Origin of the sequence: Exiguobacterium aurantiacum DSM 6208 (assembly GCF_000702585.1) — a bacterium.
GTDB classification, from domain to species: domain Bacteria; phylum Bacillota; class Bacilli; order Exiguobacteriales; family Exiguobacteriaceae; genus Exiguobacterium; species Exiguobacterium aurantiacum.
In genome coordinates, this window is sequence record NZ_JNIQ01000001.1 from 25,001 (window position 1) to 41,243 (window position 16,243).

Below are 16,243 nucleotides of genomic sequence, written 5' to 3' on the forward strand. Positions count from 1 at the left end.
TGAAGAAGAACGTCAAGATGACAACGAGCATTTGAATCGTGAAGATCTCACCAAAATTGATGAACGCTTGGCCGAACGTCGAAGACATGCTCGGCGGCATCGAGACAACATCCGAGATGGCCGTCGGTGTCGGAACAAGGTTGAAGATCATCCCAACGATTGCCGTCAAGAGCATCCCGATGAAAATCCCACCTTTAATGTTACGGACCATCAAAAGCGCTGTGACAACAAGACCAAACACAGCCAAGAGTGTCGTCCCTGTGCCGAGTGCACCGAGTCCGACGACTGTCGCTTCATTTGAGACGACGATTCCTGCGTTCTTAAGTCCGATGAAAGCGATGAAGAAACCGATACCGGCCGCGACCGCCATTTTGAGCGGTGCGGGAATCGCATTGACGATTGTTTCACGGATGCCTGAGAGCGTCAAAACGATGAAGAAGAGCCCTGAGACGAGGACACCCGAGAGCGCCGTCTGCCATGGGATGCCCATCCCGATGACGACACTGTATGCGAAGAATGCGTTCAATCCCATTCCCGGTGCGATCGCAATCGGATAGTTCGCGAATAAACCCATCATCACAGATCCGACTAAGGCGACAAGGCCGGTCGCGACAAAGATGGCACCTGTGTCCATACCCGCTGCCCCGAGAATGTTCGGGTTAACGAACAAAATGTACGCCATGGCGAGGAATGTTGTGAATCCTGCGACGAGCTCGGTTTTCACGTTCGTCCCAAGTTCGTTCAATTGGAAGTAACGCTCAATCCGGCCTTCTGGTTGTTGCTGTGGTTCTTGCTTGAGCTGTGTGCTCATTGATTTTCCTCCTTGGCTCGCCGTAAACGAGAAAAGGTCCCCGGCAAATGACCGAGGACCCCACGCGAAACATAAAGGGACAGACGTCCCCATCTATGTCTCGCCGTAGTGAAATCATTTAAGGTGATTTCGTAGAGACTCTCGGGCCATATTCCCGACATTATACGGCAAAATTATTTTGAATTGTTCGGATATAATAAGAACGTTTTTATTTTATCAGCGTCATTCGTGCATGTCAACAAAAATAACGGATTTTATCGTTTTATCAACTCTTAATGTTCGTCTTTTGAGATTGCGCAGCAGTTTCCCACGCTAAAATTACTCCCACTCGATCGTCGCTGGTGGCTTCGACGTGATGTCGTACAGCACCCGGTTGACGTGACTGACTTCATTGACGATCCGAACCGAGATCTTTTCGAGCACGTCCCAAGGGATGCGGGCCCAATCCGACGTCATCCCGTCGATCGAGGTGACGGCACGGACGCCGACTGCATAGTCATACGTGCGCTCATCCCCCATGACGCCGACTGAGCGGATTGGTGTGAGAACAGTGAAGTATTGCCAAATATCGCGTTCGAGTCCGGCTTTTTTCACTTCTTCACGGAGAATCGCATCCGATTCACGGACGATTTCGAGCTTCTCTTCTGTGATTTCACCGAGGACACGGATCCCAAGACCTGGACCCGGGAACGGCTGACGCCAGACGATGTAATCCGGGAGACCGAGCTCGGTTCCGAGTTCACGCACTTCATCTTTAAAGAGCGTGTTGAGTGGCTCGATCAACGTAAAGTTCATATCTTCCGGAAGGCCGCCGACGTTATGGTGCGACTTGATCGTCTGCGCCGTGTCTGTTCCACTCTCGATAATGTCCGTGTACAGTGTTCCTTGGGCTAGGAAGTCCATGTCGACAAGTTTAGACGCTTCTTCGTCAAACACGTAGATGAACTCGTTGCCGATGATTTTCCGCTTTTGTTCTGGATCAGAAACACCTGCGAGCTTCGCCATGAAGCGGTCGCGCGCGTCGATTTTAATGACTTTCATGTTGAAGCCGTCAGCGAACGTCTTCATGACACTGTCCGCCTCGTTTTTGCGGAGCAAACCGTGGTCGACGAACATACATGTCAACTGATCGCCAATCGCGCGATGAACGAGCGCCGCGACGACCGATGAGTCGACACCGCCAGACAAGGCACAAAGCACTTGCTTGTTCCCGACGATCTCACGAATCTTCTCGACTTCGATATCGATGAAGTTTTCCATCGACCATTCCCCTTTAGCGCCACATACTTCATAGATGAAGTTCTTCAAAATATCGTTTCCGTATTCCGAATGGCGGACTTCCGGGTGGTATTGAACACCGTACATTTTAAGGTCATCGTTTTTAATCGACGCTACCGGGCAAGACGGGTTCGTTCCGTCAACGACAAATCCTTCTGGCGCTTCCATGACGAGGTCGCCGTGGCTCATCCAGACGGTATGCTCTACTGGGAGGCCTGTGTAGAGTGCTGACGCTTCCGGCGTCGAGAACAATGTCGCTTTTCCGTATTCGCGATGTGCCGCACGTTCGACACGCCCGCCGAAGTGATGTGTCATGAGCTGCATTCCGTAACAAATCCCGAAAATCGGAATGCCGAGCTCGAAGATTTCCGGGTCACAGCGGTAAGCGCCTTCCGCATAAACACTGTTTGGGCCGCCCGAGAAAATGATGCCGGCCGGAGCGAGCTCCCGAATTTCTGCAGCAGTCATCTTGTGTGAATGAAGCTCACTGTATACACCGAGGTCACGTACTCGGCGTGTGATCAACTGGTTGTACTGTCCTCCAAAGTCGAGCACCAAAATCATCTCTTGTTCCATCTTCACAAAACCTCCACCTTTCTGCCTTCTGCTCAAAAAAAGGACGAGCCTCTCCTACGGATTCACCAAACCGAAGAAGAAGCACGCCCAATTCTTTGTATACGAAACGTGCTCCTTCATAGTCGGTCCATTACGGTGGTCCGGTAGAGACTCTCGCGCCAATTCACGAGTATATACGAAGGAATGCATTGTTCAATTATCTAACTAATGCGTCTATCTTACTGTATGCGTCTTGTCACTTCAACTCATAATTCGGCGAATCATGATTTTCCAATATTCTTTATATTTCGAATTCGGCGGCTGATCCGCATAAATGGTTTGCTCAAACAGTCGGGTCAACCGAGTCATGTCTTCGGTTTCATAGTACGCATCGACTTCTTTCGCCAGTTCGGACGGGGTCCGGCCGTCGACTTTGAACCCGGCCGCGCGTAACCGCTTCACGAGATAGCGGTGCATTCCGACGAGACTCGACTCACTGAGGGGGCGACGCATCCACCATTGCAACATGAGTGCCCGCTCGATCGCTTTGCGGTTCCAGACGAGGACAGCGACACCGACCACGATGAGCACCCAGCCCCAAATCGGCATGTTGCGCGCTTGTTCCGGTAGTTCTCCTGTGGCGACATCGTCGATCGCAATATCTTCTTGCGGACGGTTCGTCGGTGCATTATCGTCAGACGATTGCGGGTCGTTCGACACCGGGTCAGAACCAGCATCGGACTCTGTCTCGATTTGAAGCAAGTTCGCCTCGGAGAAGCTGATCGTCGCTTCGAGCGGAACCCAACCCGCCCCTTCCACGAAATACTCAATCCATGAATGGGCGTGGCGATTACGGACGGTATGCTCTGTCTGTCCTTGAATCACGCCTCGGGCATCACCCATCGTGAATCCTTTGACCCAACGAGTCGGGACACCGTTCGCGCGGAGCAAGACAGCAGCCGAAGTCGAGAAGTTATCACAATAACCGAGCTGTGTGTCGAACAAGAATTGGTCGACGTAATCCGTGTCGCCTTCCGGGAGCGCCACCTCTTCCGTGTTGTACTCAAAGTCGCCAGAGCGGAAGTAGGCTTGAACGGCTTGCGCGTGTTCGTAAGGCGTCTCACTGTCTGCCGTGATCTCAGCGGCCAAGTCCCGGACCCGCTCCGGAAGAGTGTCTGGCAGTTGCAAATACGCCTGTTGCTCTTCATCCGTCAACGTCGTCACCGGTTCGTTCAAGTTCAGCTGGTCTTCCGTGAATGACGGCACGCTGTAGCGCAACTGAATCGTCCGTGGGGTCGCCTGGTTCTCATTGTCGAACACGATCTTCCCCGAAGGCCGGATATGGATCGTCTCGTTCGGGAACGTCTCTTCGATACTTCCGACTCGGAACTCAGTCCCGCTCTCCGTCTCGGCCGCTTGCGGGTACTCGCCACCGTACGGCACGAACGTCTGTCGGCGGTCAAACCGGAGAAGCGCTTGCTCCGGCGTCGTGTCGACGTCTTGGTCGACAAGTTGGCCCCGGTTATATTCCGAATCAAGCACCGGAGACTCGACCCAGCCTTTTCCGGTATAAATCTCTTTTGCTTCGATGCGCCAATACCGGGCCGGCACACCGCGCGCGATGAAGACGATCCCGTCGTCTTGTTCAAACGGTCCACCGAGCTGTTCATCATTCACACCGTACCCGACACGTCCGGTACTCGATTGTCCTTCATTCACGGCATTTTGAAAACTTGTCGTAATCCGGTCCGACCAATCGCCGTCAAGCGTCGGGGAGATACTCGCCAACACAAGAATGACCGTGGTGAGCAATGCGATACTGACGTAACGGACGAGTGACTTGCTCGGACGTTTCGCCAAATCGGTGACGAATAATAGGAACAACGAGGCAAGAATCGCGAGTACGATTTGGCTTTCCCCGTCATAAAGTGTCCACGTATCAAAGTACGCCATCAATCCAAGCGTCGAGACGACCATCCCTAGCACAAATCCATAGCTCGGGTACGTCCGGCCGACGAGAATGGCGAACAAGACACCGATGAGCGCCATCGCCGAAAAGAAGATGGCTTCTTCCGGCAATCCCCCACTCAAGACACCACTCAAATCTTCGAGCCAAATCCCGAACCAATCGAGCAGACTGCCATGATAGACGTACAAGACGGCCAAAAAGTTAAAGACGACGACGCCGATCAGGCCGTACCAAGGCAAGAGACTCGCAAACATCGGAACGAGCAACAAGAAATAAAACGGCCATGTCACATCAAACGTCGTGCTGCCGACGATCGGATCGACCCAAAACGATAACAAGTAGGCGGCAAGCGCCGTATACGCGATTCGTTTCACCCACTCGATCATGTCGTCACCTCGTTCGCCGTGTAAAGATGATAGTTGCCTTGCGTCTCATGCATGAGTTCACGTACCCACTTCGTCTCGAACGGGCTGATCAAGATGAGATTGCCGGACTGTTGAGGCAAGTTCCGTTTGACTCGTTCCACGAGACGCCCTTCCGCTTCCGGCGTCGCTGTCAACAAGTAGTGTCCGACTTCGGCGCTTTGGTCCGGCAAATGGAAGAGCCGGACCTGTTCTTCGATGACATACAGTTCAAACGGCAAGTTTTTCCGCTCGAGCTGGCGAATCGCCCCGACGAGGAGGGACAAGGAGCGTTCGAACGCTTCTTCATGTCCGGCTGTGGTCGACGGTACGAAGACGAGCGACAGCTTTTTCTCTTGTTCTTGGTCGAACGTCTTCGTCATCAAGTTGCCGCGGCGTGCCGATGCTTTCCAGTCGATGCGGCCGATGCGGTCGCCGGCCGCATATTCGCGCACCCCGCTCGTCGTGTTCGCGACTTCCGTGTACGTCCGTGTCCGCCGATACTGTTCGCCCCTCCCCCCAACTTGCTCATCTCGCGGCAAATCGAAAGGCAGTTCGGCCGGCGATACTTCGACGACCGTCTCAAGACGGAGCGTTCTCATCCGGTCGAACAATCCGAACACGTCGCGGACGTGCAACCGCGTTCGATCAAATACGTGGATGCCGCGTTTGATCTGTTCGATCTCATAGTGGACCGTCTCTTTCCGGCGAAAAAAGCGGTCGACCGGCGTGACGATCGGTTCGGTCATATGAGCCAGATTTTCAGGTGGTGTCTCTTCAAGTGTGACGACCCCAACGAGAAACGGATACTTCCGCTCGATTTGAAGCTCGACGTCCATCGTTTGTCCGGAAACGAGACGTTTCGTCGTGACACGGCGCGACACGTTCGCAGCCGTGACCGGATAGACCATGAAGAGCGTCCAATACACGGCCAAGACAAGGAACGACCACCAAAGCGTCGAAGCGACGATACTTCCTTCGATTCGCGCGAACGAGTAGAGCCCGAATGCCGCCGCCCAGACAACGAACAGCTTCATCCAGTTTTTCATACTTCTTTGACCTCACGATCCATCGGAACCGGAAGTTCGTCGAGCCATCCTTTCACGAGCTGGTCTGCCGTCCGGCCTTTGTAACGGGCTTCTGCCGTCAGCAAGATCCGATGCCCGAGCACGCTCGTCGCGAGCGCCTTGACGTCGTCCGGCAAAACGAAATCGCGGCCGTGGATATACGCCCACGCTTGGGAAGCCTTCATAAGGGCAAGTGTCGCCCTCGGGCTGCCACCGAGATACGTGTTCGCATCTTTGCGCGTCTCATGGATCAAGCGGACGATATACTGTTTGACAGCGCTTGAGACGTGGACTTGTTTCACCTCGCGTTGCATCAGTTCGACTTCCTGCTTCGTCACGACGCTCTGTAGCGTTTCGAGAGGCTCTGCATTCTCAAAACGTGTCAAAAGCGCCACTTCTTCATTAAATGATGGATACCCCATCTCAATTTTCAGTAGGAAACGGTCAAGTTGTGCTTCAGGGAGCGGATACGTCCCTTCGTGCTCAATCGGATTTTGTGTCGCCATGACGAAGAACGGAGACGGTAAAATCTTCACTTCGCCGTCAACCGTCACGCTTCGTTCCGCCATCGCTTCAAGCAACGCCGACTGAGTTTTCGGGGACGTCCGATTGATTTCATCCGCTAACACGATATTGCCCATGAGCGGGCCCGGTCGGTATTCAAACTCTTTCGTCTTCTGGTTATACATCGAGATACCCGTCAAATCGGAAGGCAACATGTCCGGCGTGAACTGGACACGTTTGAATTCGAGGTCGATGGCGCGACTGAACGTACGGACGAGCATCGTTTTCCCGACGCCCGGTACATCTTCTAACAACACGTGTCCGCCCGCAAGTAACGCGGTCAAACTTTTGGCGATGACGTCTTCTTTCCCGACGATCACCGTCTCGATGGCATGAATAATAGATTGAACAGCTGGACGATAGGACATGGCCGACTCCCCTTTTTTTCTCTTGTTCGCTACAGTAATATAATTGAATGTTCTGACTTTATTGTGACACATTCATACGACCGATTGAAAGAAATACACCACGTGAATGGGCTATTCCTTCTTTACCCGAAAAAAGGCGCCCTGCCTCGTAATCTGGCGGACGCATAACTATTTTTACTTTGGTCGTTCGATTTCAAACCTCTCGCCGAGCTTGGCATAGAAATTTCCCGCGAGCCGACTAACTGGCGCCAGTTGCCCCGCATCAATTCGGCCGGCTTGGTAAAGTTGTGGCTCGATGTGAAAACGGACAACGCGGGCAATCAATAAATCGGCCGTGACGACCCCTTCATGCTCAATCGGGACGTGATGGTGCAAGACGCATTCCATCCGGATTTTCGCTTCATTCACACCCGGCGTTTGAATCACGTCGCTTTGAGCGAGTGTGAACGTCGTGCGTTTCAGCTCACTTTCGTCCGGCCCGAGCGACGCCGCCGTTTCATTGACGAGCGTGACGTTCGATTCATCGACGATATGGATGACGAGCTCTTCCGTCGCGACAGCATTGCGCGCCGTGTCTTTCATCACGCCGTTCTTTCGTTGAACCGAGACGGAAACGAGCGGGGGATGTGAGGCGACGATATTGAAATAGCTAAACGGGGCCGCATTCACAATCTCGCCATTTCGAGTCGTGACGAAGGCGATCGGTCGTGGAATGACACTGCCGATCAAGAATTTATACGTATCTCGTTCGGTCAAAGCAAGTGGATCGATGGAAAGCATAATAGCACCTCATTTCTAGTTTTCTCATCTTTACGCTAGTCCTCGTCCCTCGTTTCTGTCAAACGAAAGCACATCGGAATGTGTAGCTTTTTAAAATACGGGGTATATCGCTCTAGATATGCGAATTTTAAAGAAAGAAATGTGGAATGCGCATCCGATGAGCAGTTCGGTTTTCATTGAAGGAAACCTTTTGTATGATTTCGAGTATTAAGATGAATAGTTTGGAGATGGTTTTTGGGATAAGGAAGGAAGTAGAGCGTATTATGGGCAAGTGGGTTGAACAATTGAACAGTCGTCAAATCCTCGGTATCCTTTACGGTGTTTGCGCAATGAGCCTCGTCTTGACAGCGATCGGCGCTTGGTTCGTTCGGGACGGGTTGGTCTCGTCGAGTGAGCTGTCGACACTCCGCTGGATTTGGATGATCGGGTTAGTCATGTTTATTAGCGCCATTTTATTGATAGGGCGTCCCCTCATCAAGCGGATGGCCGCACAGAACGAGAACATGCGGGCGAAGCACGATGAGTTGGAGCACGTGCTCGAAGCGTCGAAACAGAATGAGACGAAACTCCAATATCGGAACGAGTTGATCGAAGTATTGGCCTCGAAAGAGTCACTATTTGATTACTCATCGGTCATTGAAAAAATTGCGCTGCTCACGGAAGCTGAATTCGGTGCGCTCCTTCTCATCAAAGATGGGGAAATCAGCTCGGTCGTCCCGAAAGAGATGACCGAGGAACAACAAGAGAGCTTGAAGACGAAGTCACTCCTATTGAAGCGCGTCATGATTTCAAAGTTGCCGGCCGCGAGCTCTAAAAAAGTGGCCGAAAATTTGCATGAGTTTCCGTATTATATATATGAAACGGTTATCCCCATCATGGACCCATCCGATGACCAGATGATCGGATGCTTGTATCTCGCCCGTTACGATGAACAGTTCGACGCAAGCGAGAAGTCAGAGTTGAACGCTTTCGCGAGCCAGCTCGCCATTTCATTATTACGGATGCAGCTATACCGTCAAATGCAACAAGACCGTAAAGAGACGGCACAATTGATCAACTCGGTGCGAGAAGCGATTCTTTATTTGAACTATGAAGAAGAGTCCATTGTCGGCAACCGCGCTTTCATTCGTATGTTCAACGATCTTCCATTCAATTACTGTGGCTACGAAAAACTCGCTGACGTTGAGATCGATGTGGAGCAACTCGCCGAACGGGTCGACCAACGCGAACAGTTCATCCGTTACGTCGAGCACGTCTTCGACCGCAAACCGCCTGAAGATGGGCTGTTCATCTCACTGGATCAAGGGGATTGCTTCATTCAAGTGTATGCCGAAAGCATCTACCGAGACGGGAAGTTACATGGCACGATGCTCGTCTTGCGTGACGTGACGGCCGAAACCGAAATCGACCGGATGAAGTCCGAGCTCGTATCGACCGTATCACACGAATTGCGGACACCACTATCCTCGATTTACGGATTCACGGAACTAATGCTCGAACGTGATTTGAAAGAAAGTCGTCGTGAGCTTTATTTGAAAACAATTCACGATGAAGCGAAGCGTTTGTCGTTCCTCGTCAGCGACTTCCTCGACCTACAGAAGATGGAGGCCGGGAAGCAGACGTTCGAATGGGAACAGGTTGATTTGTATGAACTCGCCCGCGATAGCATCACGTTCTATCAAGAGACGACGGATCATCATCACATCCACCTCGATGCCGATTCGACGCAAGACTTCACGATTGAAGCAGACCTTGAAGGCATGCGACAGTTGCTCGGCAACTTGCTTAGTAACGCTGTGAAGTATTCACCGGACGGTGGCAACGTGCTCGTATCGCTTGAACGGCTCGAAGACCAAGTCGTCATGAAAGTCCGCGACAACGGAATCGGGATTCCTTCTTCCGCCCTTCCAAACTTGTTCGGCAAGTTTTATCGCGTCGACAATTCGGACAGACGAAAAATCGGCGGTACCGGGCTCGGGCTCGCCATCTGTAAAGAAATCGCAAAAGCCCATGAAGGGCATTTGCATGTGGAATCTGTGTACGGCGAAGGCAGCACATTCATCTGTGAATTGCCAACTTCAAAAGAAGTCGTCCATCAATGAGCACGGCCGGGGTTCCCGGCCGTGTTTTTTCAACCAATTTTGCTTTTTAGAAGGATTGTTTTGACATAATCTAGAAAAAGACAAACACTAGCCTACGAAGTGTCAACTCGGCGCGACCTATGAGATTATTGTCCTACGCCGACACGAGAAAAACAGCTATACTAAACAGGAAGAGAACGACACGATTGGAGGTCATGAAGTTGGATCATCGCGACCCACCGACATTTTCAGAACTAGGTGATTTTAAACAATGGGGACGTTTTGACGTGACGGTCCCACTGCAAGGCGGACAAGCCGAGCTTCAAAAAGCTGTGACGACGGTCCGTAACCATATCCCCCTTCGGCTCGGTGGCTTTTATATCATCGCGAGCGAGGATGGGATTCTTCATAGCGGCTCCCACGATTCAAACTTGCAGAAACATATCATCCACCTCCTTCAACAAGTACAAAATGGCCACGTTGAGATTGAAGCGCTCCAAAACGAGCCCTATTGGACGGTCCACTACTTCACCACACCTTGAGAGACGATTCGGGCGTCTCTTTTTTTGTGCGGATGAATTATAAAATTAAGTGCAACACCTGAACGTGAACGCAAAAAAGCCCATAGCGACGGCCTCGTGTAGAATGAAGTTACCACACAAACATTCACACGGAGGAATCGCTATGAGCTACACCCATCTTACCACAGCCGAACGCGTGAAAATAGAGACCTATCTGGGGCTCGGGATGTCCGTACGGTCCATCGCGAGACGGCTCGGGCGACAGCCCTCGACCGTCTCGCGGGAGATCAGACGGAACCCCGGCTATACGGCCGAACGCGCACAGGAGCGCTACGCCAAGGCGAAGGGAAACTGCGGCGCCAAGACGAAGCTCGACGACATGATGCGCCGGACGATCATCGAGAAGCTGCGGGCGACCTGGTCCCCGGAACAGATCGTGGGTCGGCTCTTCGACGGGGAGATCGCCTTCTCGACCATCTATCGCTGGATCTATTCGGGGCTGATCGACGTGCCGGTGACCGTGCTCCGCCAGAAGGGCAAGCGCCGGAAACCGGTGGAGACACGCGGGCGGTTCAACATCGGGCTGTCCATCTCGAAACGGCCTCCGGAGGTCAGGGGGCGCCAGACGTTCGGGCATTGGGAGCTCGATACGGTCGTCTCCGGGCGTGGGAAGTCGAGGGCGTGCGTCGCGACGTTCATCGAGCGAAAGAGCCGGTTCTACCTCGCCCTGCCGATCGCGGACCGCAGCGCGGCCTCGATGGAGGAGGCAATCCACACGGTCCACGCCGCCTTCCCAGCGGGCACGTTCAAGACGGCGACGACGGACCGGGGCAAGGAGTTCAGCTGTCACGAGCGAGTCCGGGCGACACTCGGCGTGCCGATGTATTTCGCCGACCCGTACTCGTCGTGGCAGCGCGGCAGCAACGAGAACGCCAACGGCCTCCTGCGCGAGTTCTTCCCGAAAGGATCGCGACGGTCGGCCAAGGAGAGATCGTGGACGCGCTCGCCAAGATCAACGGGCGGCCGAGGAAATGTCTCGGCTGGAAGACCGCACACGAGGCCTTCACGGAGGAAGTGTTGCGCTTAATTTGACAAACCGTCTGCGCAAAAAAACGCCTCATGGAGAGGCGTCAGTCCCAACGTGACATAATCGCAATTGATTTTTCAAAATACTCTGTAGCGAGTTTGTATTTGCCGTTTTCTCGAAGTTCACGGGCTAACCATAATGCATACTTGTTGGTGTAAAACTCATCATATGCTTCAAAATATTGAACTGCTTTTTTCAAACTATTTAACAGACCTTGTTGATTAAAATCTCGATAACCATTTACGTAGATATCAAAGTGAAAATCAAATTCTTGTAAATCTTCTCTTTCAGCCATTAGTTCATAACCTTTACTTAGCCACTCTACTACACCTTCTGTGTTTTTTCTTTCTGCATTAACCTCAATAAGAGACATCACACTATATAATTTACTTTTTACATCTACTTTATATTCGAAGCTTTCTAAAAAATATTTAAGAGCTCTTTCCTGATCTCCTATCAGAAAATAAATATCTCCCATATTATTATAAAGCATGCCATTATAATTTTTTAAATCAGTGGCACTTGCAACTTTTGTAGCTTTTTCGTAATGTGCTAAGGCATCCGTGTATCTTTTACGTCGTTTAAATGATAATCCGATGATTAAATGACACTCAATAATCCTTTCGACATGAAAATGCTCCTGAAAATAAACAAGGGCAATTCTAACATTTTCGATAGCTTGCAAATAATCCGTAGACTTGTAGTATAAACCTCCCATAATATATCGCATATCTGCCATTTCCCAATCAGGAATATGTGAGTGAGGCAACTCTTTATTTAATGTCTCGAGTATATTTAAAGCTTCTTCTCGATCTGCAGTTTGGAAAAGACTAATACACCTCAACAGTATATATCTTAGTCTATTCTCTGAATCGAGTTGATCTTCAATCCAACCTATTTCTGTTAAATATTTTAAATCCCCCCCCGGCATTACTCCAAAACGAGCCAACGTCATCATTAAGGTTATATAGAGGTCTTTAGATTGCTTAACCACAGGGTTGGTGATATATTTTTCCACTTTCTCATTTTTGTTTTGATCCCGTCTAGATAGGATTGCTTCTTTTAAAATATCTCTAATTTCTGTTTTGATTTTTTGAACTTGTTCACTTAAATCAAAATATAGCGGAACATCTAACTCAAGCCTTTCGAAAATTAACTCAAGTACTTCTTCACTAGGGGAAGTTTGATTATTCTCTATCTTACTTAAATAAGAAATAGAACATATTCCTCTTGCTAGTACAGATTGTTTCATGTTTTTCCGCATCCGCTCTACTTTAATAAGATTTCCATAGTTATATTCCATATCAAGTAGTAGCTCCTTCGTCCTATTTTGAATGTTTTTTTTGTCTATTTTTCTTTTTTTTAATGATTTTTAGGAAAATAACTTAAAAAAACCTATTTTTTTAGTCGTTTGCAGTCCCTATTTTCCCAACCAACAGCAGTTCGATGGTCACTAAAGACATGATAAGATTTAACTAATCAAAGAATATATAAAAACTTTAATAGGTAAAATGATTCAAATACATTTTTCCAAAGGGAATCATATTCATGGAGGTGAATACATCAAATGGGTAAATTAAACTTTCTTCTTGCAGAAGATTACATCAAACCAAAAATTTATTTTCATTCGAAACAAGATCAAACATTTAAGGCTTTATATTCGCCTACTGATCGAAAACAGTTTGAAGGTTTGGGGCATTTAACCCAATTGTTGAATTCCTCTAAGGGGTTCATACTTAATGCGTTTCAAATTGATTACTATCAATCGTTACCTAGGCTCATCACAAGAATGCTAAAAGAGAATCGTTCTTATAAAAAGTTATACGTTCTCGGTCCTGAACTATCTCTCTCTATTCTAAAGCGCAGTTCGAAAACCGTCTACGAGAAACATTTCCAAGAGTTTGGATACATCAACATCGAACAAGATCAAAAATATGTCATCGACCAATGCATAAAACTTTTAAAAGAAGGACATATCTTGTATATTTTACCTGAAGCGTCAATTTGTTGGCATCCTGAACCACTTCAACAGTTCGAAAACAAATTTTCTCCTCTTTGCAGCACGTTACTCAGTCAAGAGGCGCATGTTCCAATCCTATCTTCTGCAACAACAGAAGATTCAGGCAAAGTGACTTTGTTTGAACCGAACATGCCTCAACAGTATGTGGGCAATCTTGAATCACGGGTTGAACAACAATCCGAATCGATTTACGCTTTATTAGATTCCCCACTATCTGACTTCTGAGTATTCTCACACTAGGGAGCGTAGTTTATCCACATAAACCTATTTAATTGGAGGAAGAATTCATGAAAAAAATTACTGGTATTGTCTTTATCGCTGCAGCAGTTTTATTATTAGGAAGTTCTTTCAGACCTTTAGTAGACGAAATGCCTCGTTTGACAAAGTTAGAAATTCCTGCACAAAAATTTGTCGATGAAATGCCTCGTCTCACTAAAATCGAAGCTCCAACACTAAGATTTGTTGATGAAATGCCTCGTCTTACAAAAATTGAAGAGCCTATTAAGAAGTATGTTGATGAACTTCCACGCCTAGTTTAAAAAAGAGACGCCCAAGCGTCTCTTTTTTTTGTCCGCTCTATCCGTTTTTCAAAAAAAGATAAATAAATTACATATTAACCTCCATTTTTTTCTTGTTTCCTTATATAATAACGAAGACATGATGACGATTACATTTCTTCGTTATTTCATTAATGATGCAGAACAAAGGAGCGGACCCCGATTGAATACAAAGAAACCATCTTGGCCTATTAAACTAATCATTAGCTCATCTCTCGTCCTAACCGGGACGGCAGTCGTTCCGTTCACCCTTTCTTCGACCGGTATCGACACGAACCGAGTCGAGGCAGCTTCTACATACACGACAACAGCGAATTTGAATTTACGTAAGAGTGCTTCGACGTCCGGGACGATTCTCATGACGATCCCGTCCGGTAAGGCCGTCACATACCTTGGCACACACGGATCGTGGTATAAAATCTCCTACAGCGGAAAGACTGGATATGTTTCGTCTCAATATGTGAAAGTATCTTCTACTATGACGACGAGTTCCACGAAAACATACACGACGACGGTCAACTTGAACTTGCGCAAGAGCGCGTCAGCGACCGGTACGATTCTCATGACGATTCCATCAGGGCGCAATGTCACTTATCTCGGCACGTACGGCTCGTGGTATAAAGTATCGTACGGCGGTCAGACCGGCTACGTCTCGTCTCAATATTTGAAAGCCACAACGACGACGACCGCTACGAAAACCTACTCTACGACTGTCAATTTGAACTTACGGAAAAGCGCTTCTTCGACAGGCACGATCCTTTTGACCATTCCCGCCGGACGCACGGTGACGTATCTCGGTACGTATGGCTCATGGTATAAAGTGTCCTACGGTGGACAGACCGGCTACGTCTCATCGCAATACTTGAAAGCGACGACGACAACAACGAACACGTCAACGGGTTCAGGACGAACGATTGTCATCGACGCCGGCCACGGCGGCAACGATCCTGGCGCGGTATATGGCTCCGTCCAAGAGAAAGTGCTCACTCTCGACATCGCCAATCGTCTGGCCAGTTCACTTTCGGGGACGTACAACTACAACGTCAAAATGACGCGCTCGACCGACACGTACTTGACGCTCGCCAACCGTGTTTCACTCACGAAGACGTATAAAGGAAGTGCCTTCGTCAGCATTCATGCCAACTCGTCGACGAACACGTCGTTCCACGGACATGAAGTGCTCGTACCGACGACCGAAAGCTATACGACGAATCCTTATATTTCGGCAAGCCGCAGCTTAGGGACCGCCATCAACCGTGAACTCGGCGCCCGCATCCCGACGATCCGAAACCGGGGTGTGAAATATCAGAACGTATACGTCGTCGGAAAAAATAGTGTTCCCTCAACGATTGTCGAATACGGCTTCATCACAAACGCCAATGACCGCTCTCATTTGACGAGCACGACGTATCGGCAACGGATGGCCGAGGCGACCGCTTCCGGTATCCATCAGTTCATGCGCTCCAACTATTAATCCGCACAAGACCTGGCTGAACGTTCAGCCAGGTCTTGTTGTTATCCGCCATATTTTATGCGGGGCCCCAGGTCCCCAGTAATGTTCGATCGTCAGTGCCGGTTCACCGAGCAATTGCTCCCAATACGCCTGAGACGTCGGAAATCCCGCATCCAAGTAAAACGTCGTCTGTCCCGTCGATGTCAGTTCCCTCATCACACTTTGGAGCAAGAACGTCCCCACACCTTGTCGTTGGGCGCTTGGAGCGACATAGACACAACCGACCTCAACCGCATCTGGCTCGACATCTAAGTGAGCGGTAATGATCTCGTTCGGCGGCAAAGTGGCTGCGGTGCCGACGATGACGCCAACTCGTTCGACGACATACACTTGGACGGACTCATCGTCAAAACTGTCTTGAATGGTCGTATTGAGACGCGCGACTTCTTCTTCCAACAGATCGGCATCTTCAAACTGTTCGCGGCGAATCAAGTCACTCAAACTTTCCATGAAAAGACGTTGGAGCGACTTTACATCGTCTCGTCCAATCGGGCGAAAGTTCACAGATACCCCTTCTTTCTGTCTCTCATTTTGTAGTCTTTACCCGCCACATCACCACAGGTAACGCTCGGCCGAAACGTCACGGCCGCCATCAACTATTTCACACACAAAAATAGTTCATATAAATGAAGCATAATGATAGGTAGACTCCTAGTTGCCGAGTATAATTA

The 16,243-nt window shown here is 49.5% G+C and carries 13 protein-coding genes, 1 pseudogene and 2 riboswitches (1 of these 16 only partly in view); of the genes and pseudogenes, 6 read left to right on the forward strand and 8 right to left on the reverse strand.

Annotated features, from left to right (window positions below; all coding sequences use genetic code 11):
* The 6 genes from P398_RS0100135 to P398_RS0100160 all read right to left on the reverse strand — a co-directional run.
* Window positions 1-811: the 5' portion of an NCS2 family permease gene (locus P398_RS0100135; protein WP_034798727.1), read on the reverse strand. It extends 548 nt beyond the left edge of the window; the window shows 811 of its 1,359 coding nt (coding positions 1-811); its start codon is at window positions 809-811; its stop codon lies beyond the left edge, outside the window.
* Window positions 812-897: 86 nt separating this feature from the next.
* Window positions 898-999: riboswitch (purine riboswitch) on the reverse strand.
* A gap of 130 nt (window positions 1,000-1,129) precedes the next feature.
* The gene (gene guaA / locus P398_RS0100140) at window positions 1,130-2,665 is read right to left on the reverse strand and encodes a glutamine-hydrolyzing GMP synthase (RefSeq protein ID WP_029333670.1); all 1,536 of its coding nucleotides are present in this window, start codon (window positions 2,663-2,665) and stop codon (window positions 1,130-1,132) included.
* 99 nt (window positions 2,666-2,764) lie between these two features.
* A riboswitch (purine riboswitch) is annotated at window positions 2,765-2,864 on the reverse strand.
* Between the two features lie 41 nt (window positions 2,865-2,905).
* Window positions 2,906-4,999, reverse strand: coding sequence for a transglutaminase domain-containing protein (locus P398_RS0100145; RefSeq protein WP_029333671.1), 2,094 nt, complete (start codon window positions 4,997-4,999; stop codon window positions 2,906-2,908).
* Window positions 4,996-6,063 carry a DUF58 domain-containing protein gene (locus P398_RS0100150; protein ID WP_029333672.1) on the reverse strand — a complete coding sequence of 356 codons (1,068 nt, stop codon included), beginning with the start codon at window positions 6,061-6,063 and terminating at the stop codon, window positions 4,996-4,998. Before P398_RS0100150 ends, P398_RS0100145 begins: the two co-directional genes overlap by 4 nt.
* Entirely contained in the window at window positions 6,060-7,013 is a 954-nt protein-coding gene (locus P398_RS0100155; protein WP_024372554.1) for an AAA family ATPase, read from the reverse strand. Before P398_RS0100155 ends, P398_RS0100150 begins: the two co-directional genes overlap by 4 nt.
* A 174-nt stretch (window positions 7,014-7,187) precedes the next feature.
* The gene (locus P398_RS0100160; RefSeq protein WP_024371975.1) at window positions 7,188-7,793 is read right to left on the reverse strand and encodes a flavin reductase family protein; all 606 of its coding nucleotides are present in this window, start codon (window positions 7,791-7,793) and stop codon (window positions 7,188-7,190) included.
* 263 nt (window positions 7,794-8,056) lie between these two features.
* Between P398_RS0100160 and P398_RS0100165 the strand changes: the two genes are divergently transcribed.
* From P398_RS0100165 to P398_RS15960, 3 genes and pseudogenes are all read left to right on the forward strand, one after another.
* Window positions 8,057-9,895 carry an ATP-binding protein gene (locus P398_RS0100165; protein WP_029333673.1) on the forward strand — a complete coding sequence of 613 codons (1,839 nt, stop codon included), beginning with the start codon at window positions 8,057-8,059 and terminating at the stop codon, window positions 9,893-9,895.
* Between the two features lie 194 nt (window positions 9,896-10,089).
* Window positions 10,090-10,416 carry a hypothetical protein gene (locus P398_RS0100170; RefSeq protein ID WP_147287419.1) on the forward strand — a complete coding sequence of 109 codons (327 nt, stop codon included), beginning with the start codon at window positions 10,090-10,092 and terminating at the stop codon, window positions 10,414-10,416.
* A 142-nt stretch (window positions 10,417-10,558) separates the two neighbouring features.
* A pseudogene (locus P398_RS15960) lies at window positions 10,559-11,487 on the forward strand (IS30 family transposase).
* A 38-nt stretch (window positions 11,488-11,525) separates the two neighbouring features.
* Here the strand turns inward: P398_RS15960 and P398_RS0100180 are convergent.
* A complete protein-coding gene (locus P398_RS0100180; protein ID WP_029333674.1) occupies window positions 11,526-12,785 on the reverse strand; it encodes a tetratricopeptide repeat protein in 1,260 nt (419 codons plus the stop codon).
* 264 nt (window positions 12,786-13,049) lie between these two features.
* Here P398_RS0100180 and P398_RS0100185 point away from each other — a divergent pair, with 264 nt between their 5' ends.
* The 3 genes from P398_RS0100185 (at window position 13,050) to P398_RS0100195 (ending at window position 15,533) form a co-directional block, all read left to right on the forward strand.
* Window positions 13,050-13,727 (forward strand): hypothetical protein, encoded by a 678-nt coding sequence (locus tag P398_RS0100185; RefSeq protein ID WP_029333675.1) that lies wholly within the window; start codon window positions 13,050-13,052, stop codon window positions 13,725-13,727.
* Window positions 13,728-13,789: 62 nt separating this feature from the next.
* A complete protein-coding gene (locus tag P398_RS0100190; protein WP_029333676.1) occupies window positions 13,790-14,041 on the forward strand; it encodes a hypothetical protein in 252 nt (83 codons plus the stop codon).
* Window positions 14,042-14,222: 181 nt separating this feature from the next.
* Window positions 14,223-15,533: an N-acetylmuramoyl-L-alanine amidase gene (locus tag P398_RS0100195; RefSeq protein ID WP_235263284.1), complete on the forward strand. Its 1,311-nt coding sequence runs from the start codon at window positions 14,223-14,225 to the stop codon at window positions 15,531-15,533.
* 24 nt (window positions 15,534-15,557) lie between these two features.
* Here the strand turns inward: P398_RS0100195 and P398_RS0100200 are convergent, their stop codons facing one another.
* Window positions 15,558-16,022 carry a GNAT family N-acetyltransferase gene (locus tag P398_RS0100200; RefSeq protein ID WP_235263285.1) on the reverse strand — a complete coding sequence of 155 codons (465 nt, stop codon included), beginning with the start codon at window positions 16,020-16,022 and terminating at the stop codon, window positions 15,558-15,560.
* Between the last annotated feature and the right edge of the window lie 221 nt (window positions 16,023-16,243).

Coding starts and splice junctions, on each gene's coding strand:
- guaA (WP_029333670.1), bottom strand. CDS start 2,665: ATGGAACAAGAGATGATTTTGGTGCTCGACTTTGGAGGACAGTACAAC.
- P398_RS0100145 (WP_029333671.1), bottom strand. CDS start 4,999: ATGATCGAGTGGGTGAAACGAATCGCGTATACGGCGCTTGCCGCCTAC.
- P398_RS0100150 (WP_029333672.1), bottom strand. CDS start 6,063: ATGAAAAACTGGATGAAGCTGTTCGTTGTCTGGGCGGCGGCATTCGGG.
- P398_RS0100155 (WP_024372554.1), bottom strand. CDS start 7,013: ATGTCCTATCGTCCAGCTGTTCAATCTATTATTCATGCCATCGAGACG.
- P398_RS0100160 (WP_024371975.1), bottom strand. CDS start 7,793: ATGCTTTCCATCGATCCACTTGCTTTGACCGAACGAGATACGTATAAA.
- P398_RS0100165 (WP_029333673.1), top strand. CDS start 8,057: ATGGGCAAGTGGGTTGAACAATTGAACAGTCGTCAAATCCTCGGTATC.
- P398_RS0100170 (WP_147287419.1), top strand. CDS start 10,090: ATGAAGTTGGATCATCGCGACCCACCGACATTTTCAGAACTAGGTGAT.
- P398_RS0100180 (WP_029333674.1), bottom strand. CDS start 12,785: ATGGAATATAACTATGGAAATCTTATTAAAGTAGAGCGGATGCGGAAA.
- P398_RS0100185 (WP_029333675.1), top strand. CDS start 13,050: ATGGGTAAATTAAACTTTCTTCTTGCAGAAGATTACATCAAACCAAAA.
- P398_RS0100190 (WP_029333676.1), top strand. CDS start 13,790: ATGAAAAAAATTACTGGTATTGTCTTTATCGCTGCAGCAGTTTTATTA.
- P398_RS0100200 (WP_235263285.1), bottom strand. CDS start 16,022: ATGGAAAGTTTGAGTGACTTGATTCGCCGCGAACAGTTTGAAGATGCC.